Source organism: Allorhizobium sp. DMC15, assembly GCF_056314065.1.
Map to the genome: position 1 here is coordinate 1,651,267 of NZ_JBQUZB010000001.1, position 14,669 is coordinate 1,665,935.

The window sequence follows — 14,669 nt, forward strand, 5'->3', positions numbered from 1 at the left end:
GGGCACTGGCTCGGATTTGCCAAAGAAAAAGGCGCGTCACAGAGTGACACGCCTTTTTTGTGGAACCGATGGGACCAAATCTTACTTGATCTTGGTTTCCTTGAACTCGACATGCTTCTTCGCAATCGGGTCATACTTGGTCTTCGTCATCTTGTCCGTCATCGTACGGCTGTTCTTCGTGGTAACGTAGAAGAAACCCGTGTCGGCCGTCGACAGAAGCTTGATCTTGATGGTTGTAGCCTTGGCCATGGTCGTCCTGCCTCTAATAAACGAAGCCGTGGACGACCGAACGTGGCCCACGGCAAATCTGGCGCGAAACTACAAATCGCGCCCGAAAAGTCAAGTGCGTTTCGGGTTAAAAAGCAGGCGACCCAAGGAAAGCACGACATAGAGGGCGAAGAAGCCCGCAATTGCCCAGGCAAAACCGTTGTTTCCGGTGAGATCGATGGCCGCGCCGATTGCCTGTGGACCGGCCACCGTGCCGACCGCATAGCAGAAGATGAAGGCGGCATTGGCGGCGGCGAGATCCGCCCCCGTGAGTCGTGCTCCGAGATGGCTGAGCCCGATCGTATAGAGACCCGATACACATCCGCCCCAGAACAGCAGCACGACCGCCATCAACTGCCAGTGGTCGGTGAGCAGCGGCAGCGCCAGCGAGCCGCACAGTCCGATGAAGGCGAGGATGGACAACAGCAGCCTGCGGTCCTTCATGCGGTCGGAGAGCAGCCCCAGCGGGATCTGGAAGACCATATTGCCGATGCCCATCACCGTCAGCAGCAAGGCGGCCTGTGTCTCGGAGAAGCCGGTACGGGTGGCATAGATCGGGAAGAGCGAGAGCCCGCCGGCCTCGACCGCTCCGAAGACGAAGACGGCAACAGTCGCGGTCGGAACGAGGAAGATGTAGCGGAAGAAATGCATCTCCGGCTTTTCGTTCAGCACGGGGCTTTCGAAGCGCGCGATATAGATCGGGATCGCGGCCGCCAGGATGGCTGCGGCACCGACGGCGAAAGGCAACACGCCTTCGCTGCCAATCGCCGAGAAGATCAGCGGTCCGGAGGCAAAGCCGACGGCGAGCATTGTCGCATAGATCCCCATGACCAGCCCGCGCTTGCGCGAGGGAGCGGCCGCATTGATCCAGAATTCAGACAGGATGAAGAGTGTGGTCGTCGCGCCATGGAAGACGATGCGCAGGGGAAACCACATCCAGAACTGCGTGGCGTAATAAAAGCCGACAGCGCTGATCGCCGACAGCAGTACGGCCCAGAGCATGGTCGGTACGACGCCCAGCTTGTGCGCGATCTTGGTGGTGACGGGGGCCGCTGCCATGGCGGCGATCCCGGCCATGGCCGAGTTCAACCCGATCAGTGTCGACGAAATGCCGCGCTTTTCCAAGATAATGCTGAGCAGCGGAAGGCCGAGACCGATGGCAATCCCCACAGCCGAAATGGCCGAGATCGCCGCGATTAGGGACGGCCAATGGATCTCTTCCCGGTCGCCGTTCAGGCAGTCCTTCGACTCAGCCATCATGCACCATCCGAAAATGACCACGCGCCGGGGCCGGGCGGGGCCGCAGCAGACAGAAGTTCGGCATCTTGAATGGCATCGAAGTGTACGAGCTCCCGACCGTGTTTTGAGGGCGCGGCATGTTCACACCGGAAATCGCCTGGCTGTCAACCTGTCCAGCGGGTTTCACCCCGAATCACGCATAGCAGGAAGAGTGATAGTTAAGCGTAAATGGCCACACCGGCATGACGATCGCCGCGCCTCGGATCGGTTGTTCAGTGCTCGTCGATCTCGTCCTGCACGCCGCCGAAGCCATGCATCCGCAGGGCCCATTGCAGCCCGACAACGCCGCCCTTGATCGGTTGGAGGCTCAGGAGCGAAGCCACGATGCCGATCGGCGCCCAGATCGCGAAATGGACCCAGCCCGGCAGCACGAAGACCAGATCGGTCGCCATGAAGCCGCCGACCAGCACATGGCCGAGGATCAGGATGACGAGATAGGCGGGAAGATCGTCGGCCCGATGGTGGTGGTAATCTTCCCCGCAGGCGGCGCAGTTGTCGACGACCTTCAGATACCGACCGAAAAGTCTGCCCTCGCCACAGTTCGGGCAGCGGTTCAGCATGCCACGCTTGATCGAACGCCCCAGCGGGCGCTCCACGTCACTTGCGCCACCGAATTTCGCTGTCAGGTTAGTCTGGTTGACCGTCATCGTGTTTCTCCGGGGCGTATCGATATCACCGTCTCGAACGCGGTGGCCGTGTGCCGGGCTGTTTCCTGCCCCGCCCGCCAGCCTTGTGGAAGGAGCGCGCGCCAACTGGCATCTTGCGCCCTTCGCTCAGCATTTCGAAGCGTAGCGCACCGGCAAGCGGCACGGCTTCCACGAGCCGCACCTCGACGGTGTCGCCGAGCTGATAACCCAATCCAGACTTCTCGCCCGTCAAGGCCTGGTGAGCTTCGTCGTAGATATAGTAGTCCCGTCCGAGAGTTGAAACCGGGATAAAGCCATCTGCGCCAAATTGCGGCAGGCTGATGAAAAGCCCCGACTTGGTGACGCCACCGATCTGGCCCTGGAAATCCTCGCCGATGCGGCCGGCGAGATGATGCGCCACCAGTCGGTTGACGGTATCGCGCTCGGCCGCCATTGCGCGCCGCTCGAAGGTCGAGATCTCGGCGGCGATATCCTCGAGGCTCGCCTCTTCCTCCTGCGTGATCCCGCCTTCACCGAGCCCCAGCGCACCGACCAGCGCGCGGTGCACGATCAAGTCGGCATAACGCCGGATGGGCGAGGTGAAATGCGCGTATTTCATCAGGTTGAGGCCGAAATGGCCGATATTCTCAGGGCTGTAGATCGCCTGGCTCTGGCTGCGCAACACCATCTCGTTGACGATGATCTGGTGCGGTGTGCCCTCGGCCTTTGCGAGGATCCCGTTGAACGAGTTGGACCGCATGTTGCCGCCCTTGACCAGCGACATGCCGAGCGTTGCGAGGAACTCCCGCAGCACCTCCTGCTTGGCGAGTGTCGGCGCATCATGGATGCGGTAGACCAGCTTCTGCCGCTTGGCCTCCAGCGTCTCGGCGGCGGCGACATTCGCCTGGATCATCATTTCTTCGATCAGCTTGTGCGCATCGAGGCGCTCAGGCACGAAGACGCGGTCAACTGTGCCGTCCTCCTTGAGGATGATCTTGCGCTCGGGCATGTCGAGCTCAAGCGGCTGTCGCCGGTCGCGGCCACGCTTGAGGATGGCGTAAGCCGCCCAGAGCGGCTTCAGGATCGGCTCGAGCAGCGGCCCGGCCTTCTCGTCCGGCTGGCCGTCGATCGCCGCCTGTGCCTGCTGGTAGGAGAGCTTGGCCGCACTCTTCATCATGATGCGATGGAAAGTATGGCGCACCTTGCGCCCCTCGGCCGAGAAGACCATGCGCACGGCAAGCGCCGGTCGGTCGACGCCTTCGCGCAGCGAGCAGAGATCGTTGGAAATCCGCTCCGGCAGCATCGGCACGACGCGGTCCGGGAAATAGACCGAATTGCCGCGCTTCAGGGCCTCGCGATCCAGAGCCGATTTCGGTCGGACGTAATAGGAAACATCGGCGATGGCGACGGTCACAATCACACCGCCCGGATTGTCTTGCGAAGCGTCGGGTTCGGCATAGACCGCGTCGTCATGGTCCTTGGCATCATGCGGATCGATGGTGATGAGCGGCACCTGACGCCAGTCCTCGCGGTGCGACATGCTGGCGGCCTCCGCGGCTTCGGCCTCTGCGATCACCGACTGCGGGAAGACGTAGGGGATGCCGTGCGCATGGATGGCGATCATCGAGATCGCCTTCTCCGAAGCGACGGAGCCGACGATGTTCAGCACCCGCGCGCGGGTCAGCCCGAAGCGGGCCGCGCGTGAAACCTCGACCTCGACGAGATCGCCGTCCTTGGCCTCGCCGATATCGGCGGCATCGACCTGCATTTCCTCGCCGCGCCGCTCGATCGGCATCAGGCGTGCGCCACCGTCGCCCATCATCCTGAGCACGCCGAGCACGGCGCCGCGCTGGCGGTCGATCACCTTGATTACGCGCGCCGTGTAAGCCGGGCCGGACCGGTCCTTGTTGGCGAAGATCTTGGCGAGAACCCGATCGCCGAGACCACCGACGGGCGCCTTGCCCTTCGAGCGGTCCGAACTCGATTGCCGGATCAGGACGGCCGGTGCCGCACCGGCGTCTTCGGGCCACTCCGCCGGCCGACCGATCAGCTCGCCGTCCTTGTCGCGCGTGGTGATGTCGAGAACGGTGACCGGGGGCAGGGCACCCGGCCGCGCCAGCGACTTGCGGGTCTTGTTGACGAGCCCGTCATTCTCCAGATCGCGCAGCGCCTGCTTCAGCTCCACCCGCGTATCGCCCTTCAGCCCGAAGGCCTTGGCGATCTCGCGCTTGGAAGCGCGGTCGGGATTGTCGGTGATGAACTGCAGCAGCACCTCGCGCGACGGCACCTCGCCGTGGATGATGGCGTTGCTATTTTCGGCCTTCGCCTTGGCCGCGCCTTCCGCACGCCGGCTCTTGCGGTTGCCGGAGCCGGGTATCTCGGAGGGGTCGCGGAATTTTCTGCTCAAGTCGCACTCTTCTTCGTTGTTGTCTTCGCCTTGGCCGGCGCCTTTGCAGCGGTCTTCGCCTTCGGTTTGGCTGCGGCCTTCTTCGGCTTCGCCTCGGTTGCATCGCCGGCCTTCGCCTTGGCAGCCTTGGCCGGAGCCTTCTTCGCCTTCGTCTTGCCGCCGTCCTTGGCCGCGCGCTCGGCGATCAGCACAAGGGCTTCCTCGACGCTGACCGTCTGCGGATCCTTGCCCTTGGGCAGGGTGGCATTCACCTTGCCCCAGTTGACATAGGGGCCGAAGCGGCCGTCACGAACAGTTATCGCGCCGCCGTCGGGATGTTCCCCGAGTTCCTTCAGAGCAACCGCTGCCGTGCGGCCCCGGCCGCCCGGATTGGCCTTCTTCTCTGCCAGCACGGTCACGGCGCGGTTGATGCCGATCGACAGCACGTCCTCGATGCCTTCGAGATTGGCATAGGTTCCGTCGTGCAGCACGAAGGGTCCGTAGCGTCCGAGACCCGCCGAGATCATCTTGCCGGTTTCCGGATGCGGGCCGACATCGCGCGGCAGCGACAAGAGCGACAGCGCCTTCTCGAAATCGATGTCGGCAGGTGCCCAGCCTTTCGGCAGCGACGAACGCTTGGCGTCCTTGCCGTCGCCCCGCTGAACGTAAGGCCCGAACCGGCCGGAACGCAGCGTGATCTCCTCGTCCGTCACCGGATCCTTGCCGAGCGCCCGGGGCTCGTTGTTGCCATTGGCCTCGGCTTCAGCGCCACCTTCGGACGTCAGCTGCCGGGTGTAATTGCACTCGGGATAATTCGAGCAGCCGACGAAGGCGCCGTATTTGCCGAGTTTGAGCGACAGGTTGCCCGTGCCGCAGACCTGGCAGATACGCGGATCCGAGCCGTCTTCGCGCTTCGGGAAGACCAGCGGCGCCAGGGCCTCGTTCAGCGCGTCGAGCACATTGGTGACGCGCAGTTCCTTGGTGTCTTCGATCTGCGAGAAGAAATCGTTCCAGAAGTCGCGCAGCACGTCCTTCCAGTTGAGCTCGCCGGCCGAGATCTTGTCGAGCTTCTCTTCGAGATCGGCTGTGAAATCGTATTCGACATACTTCGTGAAGAAGTTTTCCAAGAACGCCGTCACCAGACGGCCCTTCGAATGCGGCACCAGCTTGCGCTTGTCGGTGATGACGTATTCGCGGTCGCTGAGCGTCTTCAGCGTCGCGGCATAAGTCGAGGGACGGCCGATGCCGAGCTCTTCCATCTTCTTGATCAGAGAGGCTTCCGAATAACGCGGCGGGGGCTCGGTGAAATGCTGGCTCGCATTCACCTTCTGCTTGGCCAGTGCTTCGCGGGCATTGATCTCCGGCAGGCGGCCATCCTCGTCGTCACCGTCCTCGGCCGGTTCGCCGTCTTCGCGCTGGTCGGTATAGGCGGCAATGAAGCCGTCGAAGCGGATGACGGAACCGACGGCGCGCAGGCCGGCCTTTTCGCCCTTGTTGTCGGCCAGGATCTCGACCGTTGTGCGCTCGATTTCGGCCGATGCCATCTGGCTGGCGATGCCGCGCTTCCAGATCAGGTCGTAGAGGCGCTGCTGATCGGCGTCGAGGAAGCGACGAACCTTGTCCGGTGAGCGGTTGAAGTCGGTCGGGCGAATGGCTTCATGCGCTTCCTGGGCGTTTTTCGCCTTGGTCGAGTAGAAGCGCGGCTTCTCCGGCACGTAGCGCGGGCCGAACTGGTCGGCGACGGCGCCGCGCGCAGCCTCGATTGCTTCGGGAGCCATCTGCACGCCATCGGTACGCATATAGGTAATGAGACCGACGGTCTCGCCGCCGATGTCGATGCCTTCATAAAGCTTCTGCGCCACCTGCATGGTGCGCGAGGCCGAGAAGCCGAGCTTCGACGACGCAGCCTGCTGCAGGGTGGAGGTTGTGAACGGAGGGCCAGGATTGCGCTTGACCGGCTTTGCCTCCACGCTGTCGACGGCGAAGGCAGCACCTTCGAGCAGTGCCTTGATGCCGGCCGCCTGCTCGCCATTGGTCACCGAGTTGCGCTGCATGCGCTTGCCCTGGTGCGAAACGAGCTTCGCCTCGAATTCGTCGCCGCGCGGTGTCTTCAGGAGCGCCGAGATGTTCCAGTATTCTTCCGCGACGAAACGCTCGATCTCGGTCTCGCGGTCGCAGACGAGACGCAGCGCAACAGACTGCACGCGCCCGGCAGACCGTGCACCTGGCAGCTTGCGCCATAGAACCGGTGAGAGATTGAAGCCGACGAGATAGTCGAGGGCGCGGCGCGCGAGATAGGCGTCGACCAGCGGCGTGTCGATGTCACGCGGATTGGCCATGGCGTCGAGCACGGCCTTCTTGGTGATGGCGTTGAAGACAACCCGCTTGACCGGCTTGTCGCCGATCACCCTTTTCTTCTTCAAAAGGTCGAGCACGTGCCAGGAAATCGCTTCCCCTTCACGATCCGGGTCAGTCGCGAGGAACACGCCGTCGGAGGATTTCACCGCGTCCGCGATGTCCTTCATCCGCTTCTGCGAGGCGGTGTCGACCTCCCACAGCATTTCGAAATCCTGGTCCGGAAGCACGGAGCCGTCCTTGGCCGGAAGATCGCGCACATGGCCGAACGAGGCGAGCACCTTGTATCCGGATCCCAGATACTTGTTGATCGTCTTGGCCTTTGCCGGAGATTCTACGACTACGACGTTCATACTTCACTGCACCTTTACAGCTCTCACAACCGGTGGCACCGCGCCACCGCCTTGGAAAACCGACGCTCCGACATGGAGGGCGAAACGCCTGCGGTCAAGAGGTATGGCCGATTTTCCGGAAATGCAACGTAACACAACCAAAGGGGGAGTTAGGTTGGATTGCAATCTATAATAAATGATGTATTGTATTTTACGAAGAAACTGTGAGGCCGAGAAACACGGGCTTGCACAGCGACGGGCGCAGAAAATGGCACGAGAAAACGGCGAGACGAACGGTCGCGGCAACCGCACAATGGAGAACATCGCCTACATCCGCCAGATGCTGGGGGAGTTGCGCGCGGTTGCGGAGAACGAGGGGGCGGACATGCTCTGCTACCTCATCGAAATGGCTTATGTCGAAGCCGGTGACGTTCACGCCGGAAGACGCGCCCTGTCTCTATTGCATGGAGAGAGACACAAATCCCCCCGTATGCCGTTCTAACCGGCCGGCCAGATCCAGTTCCAGAAGCACGAGATAGACCGTCGAGGCGGGCAGACTGGTGTGGCGGATGATGTCGTCGATCTCGACCGGCGTCGGCCCGAGTGCCTGCACGATCGTCATCCGCTCGTCTTCGTTCGGGGGCGGTGCCAGCATGCGCTCTGCCCCATCGTCGAAAGGTTCGTCCGCCTCAGGCTGAGTGAAGAGATCGACTTCGGAAATCGGCGCCAGGGCCTGCAATACGTCGAGAGCCCGTGTCGTCACCGTCGCTCCGTCCTTCAGCAGTCCGTTGGTGCCTTCGCAGCGCGGATCGAGCGGCGAGCCGGGGACCGCGAAGACCAGCCGGCCGAACTCACCCGCCAGCCGTGCCGTGATCAGAGAACCAGATCGCGCCGCCGCCTCGATCACCACAATTCCCAGTGCAATCCCGGCGATAAGCCGGTTGCGTCTGGGAAAATCGCGCGCGCGCGGTTCCCAGCCGAACGGCATTTCGGAGACGGCGAGCCCCCGCCCGTCGCAGATCGCCCTCAGCAGATCGATATTCTCCGGCGGGTATGGTTGGTCGAGCCCACCGGCCATTGCGGCGATTGTGCCCGTCTCGACACTTGCCCGATGCGCGGCGGCATCGATCCCGCGGGCGAGGCCGGAGACGATCCCATAACCGGAGTTGCCGATCTCCCGCGCCATCATCGCGGCGAATTTGGCGCCGCTGATTGAGGCATTGCGTGAGCCGACGATGCCCACGGCGGGCAGCGTTGCAACCGCAAGATCACCTTTGACCGCGAGGAGGGGAGGAGCGGCGTCGATTTGCCGGAGCGCCGGCGGATAGTCGGGCTCGCCGATGCCGATGAACCGCGCACCAAATCGCCGGGCGATATCGATCTCGCGTTCGGCGTCGGCCACGGACGCAATACGGATGGAGCGGGAGGATCCGCCCCGCCGCGAAAGTTCCGGGAGGGCGTCGAGTGCGGCCTCGGCCGTCCCGAAATGATTGATCAGATCGCGGAATGTGGCGGGGCCGACATTGTCGCTGCGGATCAGCCGCAGCCAGGCGATCCTCTGTCGATCCGTCAGCGCAATCCCTTTTCGTCCTGCACCGACTGACCCCATGGCTCCCCTTTAGCCTTTTTGGCCGATTTTGCCTTCCGTGCCCGCAATCAGGCGCTCGATATTCGCCTTGTGCCGCCAATAGGTGATGACGGTCATGATGGCAGTGACGAGGGCGGCTTCTTCAACCCCGAGTATCCACAATGCAACCGGAATGACAAGTGTGGCAACAAGGGCCGACAAAGACGAGTAACGGGTGATGAAGGCCACCGAGAGCCAGGCGGCAGCAAAGACGAGAACCATCAGCGGGGCGACACCGAGCAGCGTGCCGATATAGGTCGCGACACCTTTTCCGCCCTTGAATCCGAGCCAGACAGGGAAGAGGTGGCCGATGAAGGCAGCAAAGCCGCCGAACAGGCCGGCATTGTGGCCGAAGACCGCATGCGCAATCAGGGCTGCCGCGGTGGCCTTTAGCGCGTCCAGAAGCAGTGTGGCGGCGGCCAGCTTCTTGTTGCCGGTCCGCAGAACATTGGTTGCGCCGATATTGCCCGAACCGATCGAACGAAGGTCACCGAGACCGGCCATCTTTGTCAGCACCAGACCGAAGGGGATAGAGCCCAGCAGGTAGCCGAATACGAGAACGATGGCGAGATTGCCCCAGCCGAGAGCGGAAAAGTCGATCATGGGTGTCCGTGTCCCTGTTCGTTAAAGGCTATGGACGCACTGGCCGGCGACATAGGTCGCAACAGCGCGTCCCGAGAAGCGGGCATCTTCGAACGGCGTGTTTTTCGAACGCGCCAGCAGGCTGTCGCGCGACACCAGCCACGGCTCGTCGAGATCGATGAGCGCGATATCGCCAGGCGCGCCAGGCTTCAGCGTGCCGCCCGGAAGTCCGAAGATCTCAGCCGTCCGCGTCGACATGGCGTCGATCAGCCGCATCAGCGGCACCTGGCCGGCATGGTGCAGGCGAAGGGCGGCCGACAGCATGGTCTCAAGCCCGATCGCGCCGTCCGCTGCCTCGCCGAAGGGCAGGCGCTTGGTGTCGACATCCTGCGGGTCGTGCGAGGAAACGATGATGTCGATCTGCCCCTTGGCGAGCGCATCCACCATCGCCATGCGATCGTCTTCGGAGCGCAGCGGCGGATAGAGCTTGAAGAAGGTCCGGTACTCGCCGATGTCGTTTTCGTTGAGGCTCAGGTGATTGATCGAGATGCCGCAGGTGACCTTCGCGCCACGCTTGCGCGCGACTTCGATCGCCTCGACCGATTCCGGCACCGAGATCTGCGACGCGTGATACTTCGCGCGGGTGAGGCCCGCAATGCGCAGGTCGCGCTCGAGCGGAATGATCTCGGTTTCCTTGGGAACACCGGCCAGACCGAGCCAACTCGCCAGCAGCCCCTCGTTCATCACGCCGTTGGCCGCCAGATATTTTTCCCGGGTTTCCAAGGCGATGACCGCATCGAACTCGCGCGCATAGGTCATCGCACGGCGCAGCACCTGCGTATCGTTGAGCCCGTAGCGGCCATTGGTAAAGGCGACCGCGCCAGCCTGCTGCAAGAGGCCCATCTCGGTCATTTCGGCGCTGGTCATGCCCTTGGTTAGGGCCGCTGCCGGATAAACGTTGACATCAGCCGTATCGCGGGCGGTCTTCTTGACGAATTCGACCAGCGCGATGTCGTCGATCACGGGATCGGTTTCCGGCATCATGATGAAAGAGGTGATGCCTCCGGCCGCTGCCGCCCGGCTGGCGGATGCGATCGTCTCGCGATGTTCCGCGCCCGGCTCTCCGACGAAGACGCGGGCATCGACGAGACCCGGAACGGCGGTGAGGCCCTGTGCATCGCGGATTTCGGCGCCCTCAGGCGCGCCCTGGTTCTGCGCATCCGCACCAGAGGCGACGATCAGCCCGTCATGGCCGACAATGATGGTGCCGACCTCGTCGAGCGTACGCGAGGGATCAACGATCCGGACATTCTTGAGAACAAGAGGCTTTCTCATGCGCCCATTCCCTCCGAACGCGGCCCCTGGTTCTGCGACACCAGCAGCGTCTCCATGACGGCCATGCGAACCGCGACCCCCATCTCGACCTGGCTTTCGATCACGCTCTGCGGTCCATCGGCCACTTCGGAGGCGATTTCGACGCCGCGGTTCATCGGACCCGGATGCATGACGAGCGCATCCTCCTTGGCGGCCTTCAGCTTTTCGGCGTCGAGGCCGTAGAAATGGAAGTATTCGCGCACCGACGGCACGAAGGAGCCGGACATGCGCTCGCGCTGCAGCCGCAGCATCATCACGACGTCGGCGTCTTTCAGCCCTTCCTTCATGTCGTGGAAGACTTCGCAGCCCATGTCCGCGATCCCGGCGGGCAGAAGGGTGGCGGGCGCCACGACGCGAACGCGCGCCCCCATGGCATTGAGCAGCAGGATGTTGGAGCGCGCGACGCGCGAATGCAGCACGTCGCCGCAGATCGCAACGATGATGCGCGAAAGCTTACCCTTGGCGCGCCGAATGGTGAGTGCGTCGAGCAGTGCCTGGGTCGGATGCTCATGCTGACCGTCACCGGCATTGACCACCGAGCAGGCGACCTTCTGTGCAAGAAGCGCTGCCGCACCCGCGGACGAATGACGCACGACCAGCACGTCCGGCCGCATGGCGTTCAGCGTCATGGCCGTATCGATCAGCGTCTCGCCCTTCTTCACGGATGAATTGCCGACAGACATGTTCATCACGTCGGCGCCAAGGCGCTTGCCCGCGAGCTCGAACGAGGACTGCGTCCGCGTCGAGGCTTCGAAGAACAGGTTGATCTGGGTGAGGCCGCGGAGCGTGGAAGTCTTCTTCTCCCGCTGGCGGCTGATTTTGACGGCTTCGTCCGCCTTGTCGAGGAGGAACGTGATGTCCTGCTCGGTAAGGCCCTTGATGCCGATGAGATGGCGATGGGGAAAGAAGACCATGGACGTCCTCCTGAGATGTCACGCGGTCTATAATGATTGCCATGCATGGGAGCAAGCATATGCTATGTGGATTGCGGCGCGGTCCCCATGTAATAGGAGGCGACTGCGGGTATGCAGTGTCCCGGATGCGCGGCCGCATTCTGCGGATGAGAGCGACCCCATATGGAATTGACAAGGCGAACCGTTGGCGGACCAACGTGCGTCTGCTTACGAGATCGGCAAGATTAGATGAACCGGACTGAAGAAAAACTCGCCGCCCTGAACCAGCCCAAGCCCTGGTCCGGCATCAATGCCTATCGCGCCGATCCGCTGCTCGTCGATCTCTCGTCTTCGCTGTCGCGTCCTTTGCGCGAAGAGTATGATGTCATCGGCAAATACGTGACGTCGCCGGAAGCACAGGAACTGGCCCGCATGGCCAATGCCAGCCCCCCGCAACTGCGCACGCATGGTGTGCGCGGTGAACGGCTCGATGTGGTGGAGTTTCACCCGGCCTGGCATGCGCTCATGCGCCGCTCGATGGCATCGGGCCTGCATTCCTCGGTCTGGGAGGACCAGTCGGAAGCGCGTGGCCACGAACACAAGGCCCGCGCCGTCCGCTTCTTCCTGACGGCCCAGCTCGAATCCGGTCATCTCTGCCCGTTGACGATGACCAGTGCTTCGGTCGCGGCCCTCGTCGCCTCGCCCGCCGTCCAGAAGGAATGGACGCCGCGCATCCTGTCGCGCAAATACGACAGCAGCAACAAGCCGCCGATGCAGAAGACGGCCGTGACCATCGGCATGGGCATGACCGAAAAGCAGGGCGGCACGGATGTCCGCGCCAACACCACGACCGGCGAGCGGGTGGGCGAGGGGATCTACCGTCTCTCGGGCCACAAGTGGTTCATGTCCGCGCCGATGAGCGACGCCTTCGTCATGCTCGCCCAGACCAAGGACGGCATGGGCTGCTTCCTCGTTCCGCGCCTCCTGGAGGATGGCTCGGCCAACGGCTTGGAATTCCAACGCCTGAAGGACAAGGTCGGCAACCGCTCCAACGCGTCTTCCGAAGTCGAATTTGGCGAATCCTTCGGCTTTTTGCTCGGTTCCCCCGGCGACGGCGTGCGCACCATTCTCGATATGGTCACCCTGACCCGTCTCGACTGCGCACTCGCCTCGGCCGGCATCATGCGCGCCTCGATGGCCGAAGCCGTGCATCACGTGCGCGGACGGGCCGTTTTCGGCAAGAACCTCATCGACCAGCCGTTGATGACCCGCGTGCTCGCCGACATGGCGCTCGATGTCGCTGCCGCCACCGCACTCGCCTTCCGCCTCGCCGATAGTTTTGACAAGGCGCGCGAAAACCCGGTCGATGCGGCCTATGCCCGTGTCATGACGCCGGTCGCCAAATACTGGATCTGCAAGATCGCTCCGGGCCTCATCTATGAGGCGATGGAATGCATCGGCGGCAGCGGTTACGTCGAGGAACGCCCCATTGCCCGCCACTATCGCGAAGCCCCGGTCAACGCGATCTGGGAAGGCTCCGGCAATGTCATGGCGCTCGACGTCTTGCGCGTGCTGAGCCGCGGCAAGGATCTCTTTGAAACATTGTTTGCCGGCCTTGAGCGCGATCTCGGACCCTCGGGTAAGAAGACGGTCGAGGTTCTGCGGGCAGCGACGGCACTCGCCGACAGAGACGAGGGGGCAGGGCGCCTTCTGATCGAACAATTGGCGCTCGCAGCCGGTGCCGCCGAACTCTATCGCCTCGGTGCCGGCAAGATCGCCGACGCCTTCCTCGAATCGCGCCTCGCCGGCGGCTGGCGCCATACCTATGGCGTGCTCGATGCCCGTTTCGATTCGCGCTACGTGCTCGACCTGCTCTATCCGCCGGCGACCTGAGCCACGAGATAGAGCACCACGGGAATGGTGAAGAAGGCGGCGACCGTCTGCACGGTGGCCGCTGCCGCATAGAGTTCGGCGTCCCCGCCCATCTGGCGCGCCAGCACATAGCCGTTCATCGCCGTCGGTACGGCCGCCCCGAGCGCAATCATGACCACCGTCTGGCCGGTAAGCCCGGCGGCGAGCGCGATCCCGACCGAAACGATCGGAAACAGCAGCAGTTTCAGCGCGACCGACAGGATCACCGCGCCGCTTGGCCGCAGCGCATCTTCAACGCGCAGTCCTGCTCCGACATTGACCAGACCGAGCGGCAGGGAAGCCGCCGCCAGCAGGCCAATGGTCGTCAGCACCGGCTCGTAGACGGACACACCGGCGAGATTGAGGCTAACCCCCAGGCCCGATCCGAGGATGATCGGGTTGGTGATGATGCGGATGGCAAAGGTCTTGAAGCTGCGGCTCTGGCCGGAAAACCAGACCATGACCCCGACATTGATCAGGTTCAGCGGAATGATGATCGCCGCCATGATGACCGCGATGACGGCGAGGCCTTCGTGCCCCGCAAGCTTTTCGCCGATCGCGAGCGCCATGAAGCCGTTCCATCGGGTCGCCGTCTGAAAGACGGAGGTGTAGGAGGCCGACGACATGCCGGAGCGGCTGAGAACCGGCCAGAGCGCCAGCGACACACCGGTCATGATCGCCACGGCCAGAAGCGACACGAGGCTCACCCGTCCGCCGTCGAGTGCAGCAAAATCGATCTTCACCATGGTGTGAAAGAGAAGCGCCGGGAACAGTACGTAATAGCCGAACTGCTCCAGCCCGCTCCAGAAACTCTCCTGAATGACGGGTGCGCGACGAAGCCCGACCCCGATCACGACGAGCAGGAAGATCGGCAGGATGCTTTCGAAAATGATCAGCATGGGAGGTCCGGCTGCGGAGGTGAGGGGGCGATCGTTAACGCCCCGCGCCTTGGCAGGCAACGAGAAACGACCCGCGGCCGTGCGCGTGCCTCAAATCCTTGATCTGGCTTATCCCCAG

Annotated in this window: 12 protein-coding genes; 2 read left to right on the forward strand and 10 right to left on the reverse strand. The window is 63.1% G+C overall.

Annotation, left to right across the window (positions count from 1 at the left end; all coding sequences use genetic code 11):
• Positions 1-81: 81 nt before the first annotated feature.
• The 5 genes from rpmG to topA all read right to left on the reverse strand — a co-directional run bounded on the left by rpmG (position 82) and on the right by topA (position 7,286).
• Positions 82-249 (reverse strand): 50S ribosomal protein L33, encoded by a 168-nt coding sequence (gene rpmG, locus ACT53S_RS08155; RefSeq protein WP_003587245.1) that lies wholly within the window; start codon positions 247-249, stop codon positions 82-84.
• A gap of 90 nt (positions 250-339) precedes the next feature.
• A complete protein-coding gene (locus tag ACT53S_RS08160) occupies positions 340-1,524 on the reverse strand; it encodes an MFS transporter (RefSeq protein WP_113379418.1) in 1,185 nt (394 codons plus the stop codon).
• A 254-nt stretch (positions 1,525-1,778) separates the two neighbouring features.
• Positions 1,779-2,213, reverse strand: a complete 435-nt coding sequence (locus ACT53S_RS08165) for a DUF983 domain-containing protein (RefSeq protein WP_476066551.1) — start codon at positions 2,211-2,213, stop codon at positions 1,779-1,781.
• A 25-nt stretch (positions 2,214-2,238) separates the two neighbouring features.
• On the reverse strand, positions 2,239-4,494 hold the full coding sequence (gene rnr / locus ACT53S_RS08170) for a ribonuclease R (RefSeq protein WP_476066662.1): 2,256 nt from the start codon (positions 4,492-4,494) through the stop codon (positions 2,239-2,241).
• Positions 4,495-4,595: 101 nt separating this feature from the next.
• Complete coding sequence (gene topA, locus ACT53S_RS08175; protein ID WP_476066552.1) at positions 4,596-7,286, reverse strand: type I DNA topoisomerase; 2,691 nt, start codon at positions 7,284-7,286, stop codon at positions 4,596-4,598.
• A gap of 247 nt (positions 7,287-7,533) precedes the next feature.
• Here topA and ACT53S_RS08180 point away from each other — a divergent pair, with 247 nt between their 5' ends.
• Positions 7,534-7,767 carry a hypothetical protein gene (locus tag ACT53S_RS08180; RefSeq protein WP_113379416.1) on the forward strand — a complete coding sequence of 78 codons (234 nt, stop codon included), beginning with the start codon at positions 7,534-7,536 and terminating at the stop codon, positions 7,765-7,767.
• On the opposite strand, the gene dprA is transcribed toward ACT53S_RS08180, so the two are convergent.
• The 4 genes from dprA to ACT53S_RS08200 are packed head-to-tail and all read right to left on the reverse strand — an operon-like array spanning position 7,723 to position 11,762.
• A complete protein-coding gene (dprA, locus tag ACT53S_RS08185) occupies positions 7,723-8,874 on the reverse strand; it encodes a DNA-processing protein DprA (protein ID WP_476066553.1) in 1,152 nt (383 codons plus the stop codon). The genes ACT53S_RS08180 and dprA overlap by 45 nt on opposite strands.
• A 9-nt stretch (positions 8,875-8,883) precedes the next feature.
• Entirely contained in the window at positions 8,884-9,495 is a 612-nt protein-coding gene (gene plsY / locus ACT53S_RS08190) for a glycerol-3-phosphate 1-O-acyltransferase PlsY (protein WP_113379388.1), read from the reverse strand.
• A 21-nt stretch (positions 9,496-9,516) separates the two neighbouring features.
• A complete protein-coding gene (locus tag ACT53S_RS08195; RefSeq protein ID WP_476066554.1) occupies positions 9,517-10,809 on the reverse strand; it encodes a dihydroorotase in 1,293 nt (430 codons plus the stop codon).
• Positions 10,806-11,762, reverse strand: a complete 957-nt coding sequence (locus ACT53S_RS08200; protein ID WP_113379386.1) for an aspartate carbamoyltransferase catalytic subunit — start codon at positions 11,760-11,762, stop codon at positions 10,806-10,808. The genes ACT53S_RS08195 and ACT53S_RS08200 overlap by 4 nt, the downstream gene beginning before the upstream one ends.
• Positions 11,763-11,990: 228 nt before the next feature.
• Between ACT53S_RS08200 and ACT53S_RS08205 the strand changes: the two genes are divergently transcribed.
• A complete protein-coding gene (locus ACT53S_RS08205) occupies positions 11,991-13,634 on the forward strand; it encodes an acyl-CoA dehydrogenase family protein (RefSeq protein ID WP_476066555.1) in 1,644 nt (547 codons plus the stop codon).
• Here the strand turns inward: ACT53S_RS08205 and ACT53S_RS08210 are convergent.
• Positions 13,616-14,551 (reverse strand): AEC family transporter, encoded by a 936-nt coding sequence (locus ACT53S_RS08210; RefSeq protein WP_476066556.1) that lies wholly within the window; start codon positions 14,549-14,551, stop codon positions 13,616-13,618. The genes ACT53S_RS08205 and ACT53S_RS08210 overlap by 19 nt on opposite strands.
• Positions 14,552-14,669 lie beyond the last annotated feature (118 nt).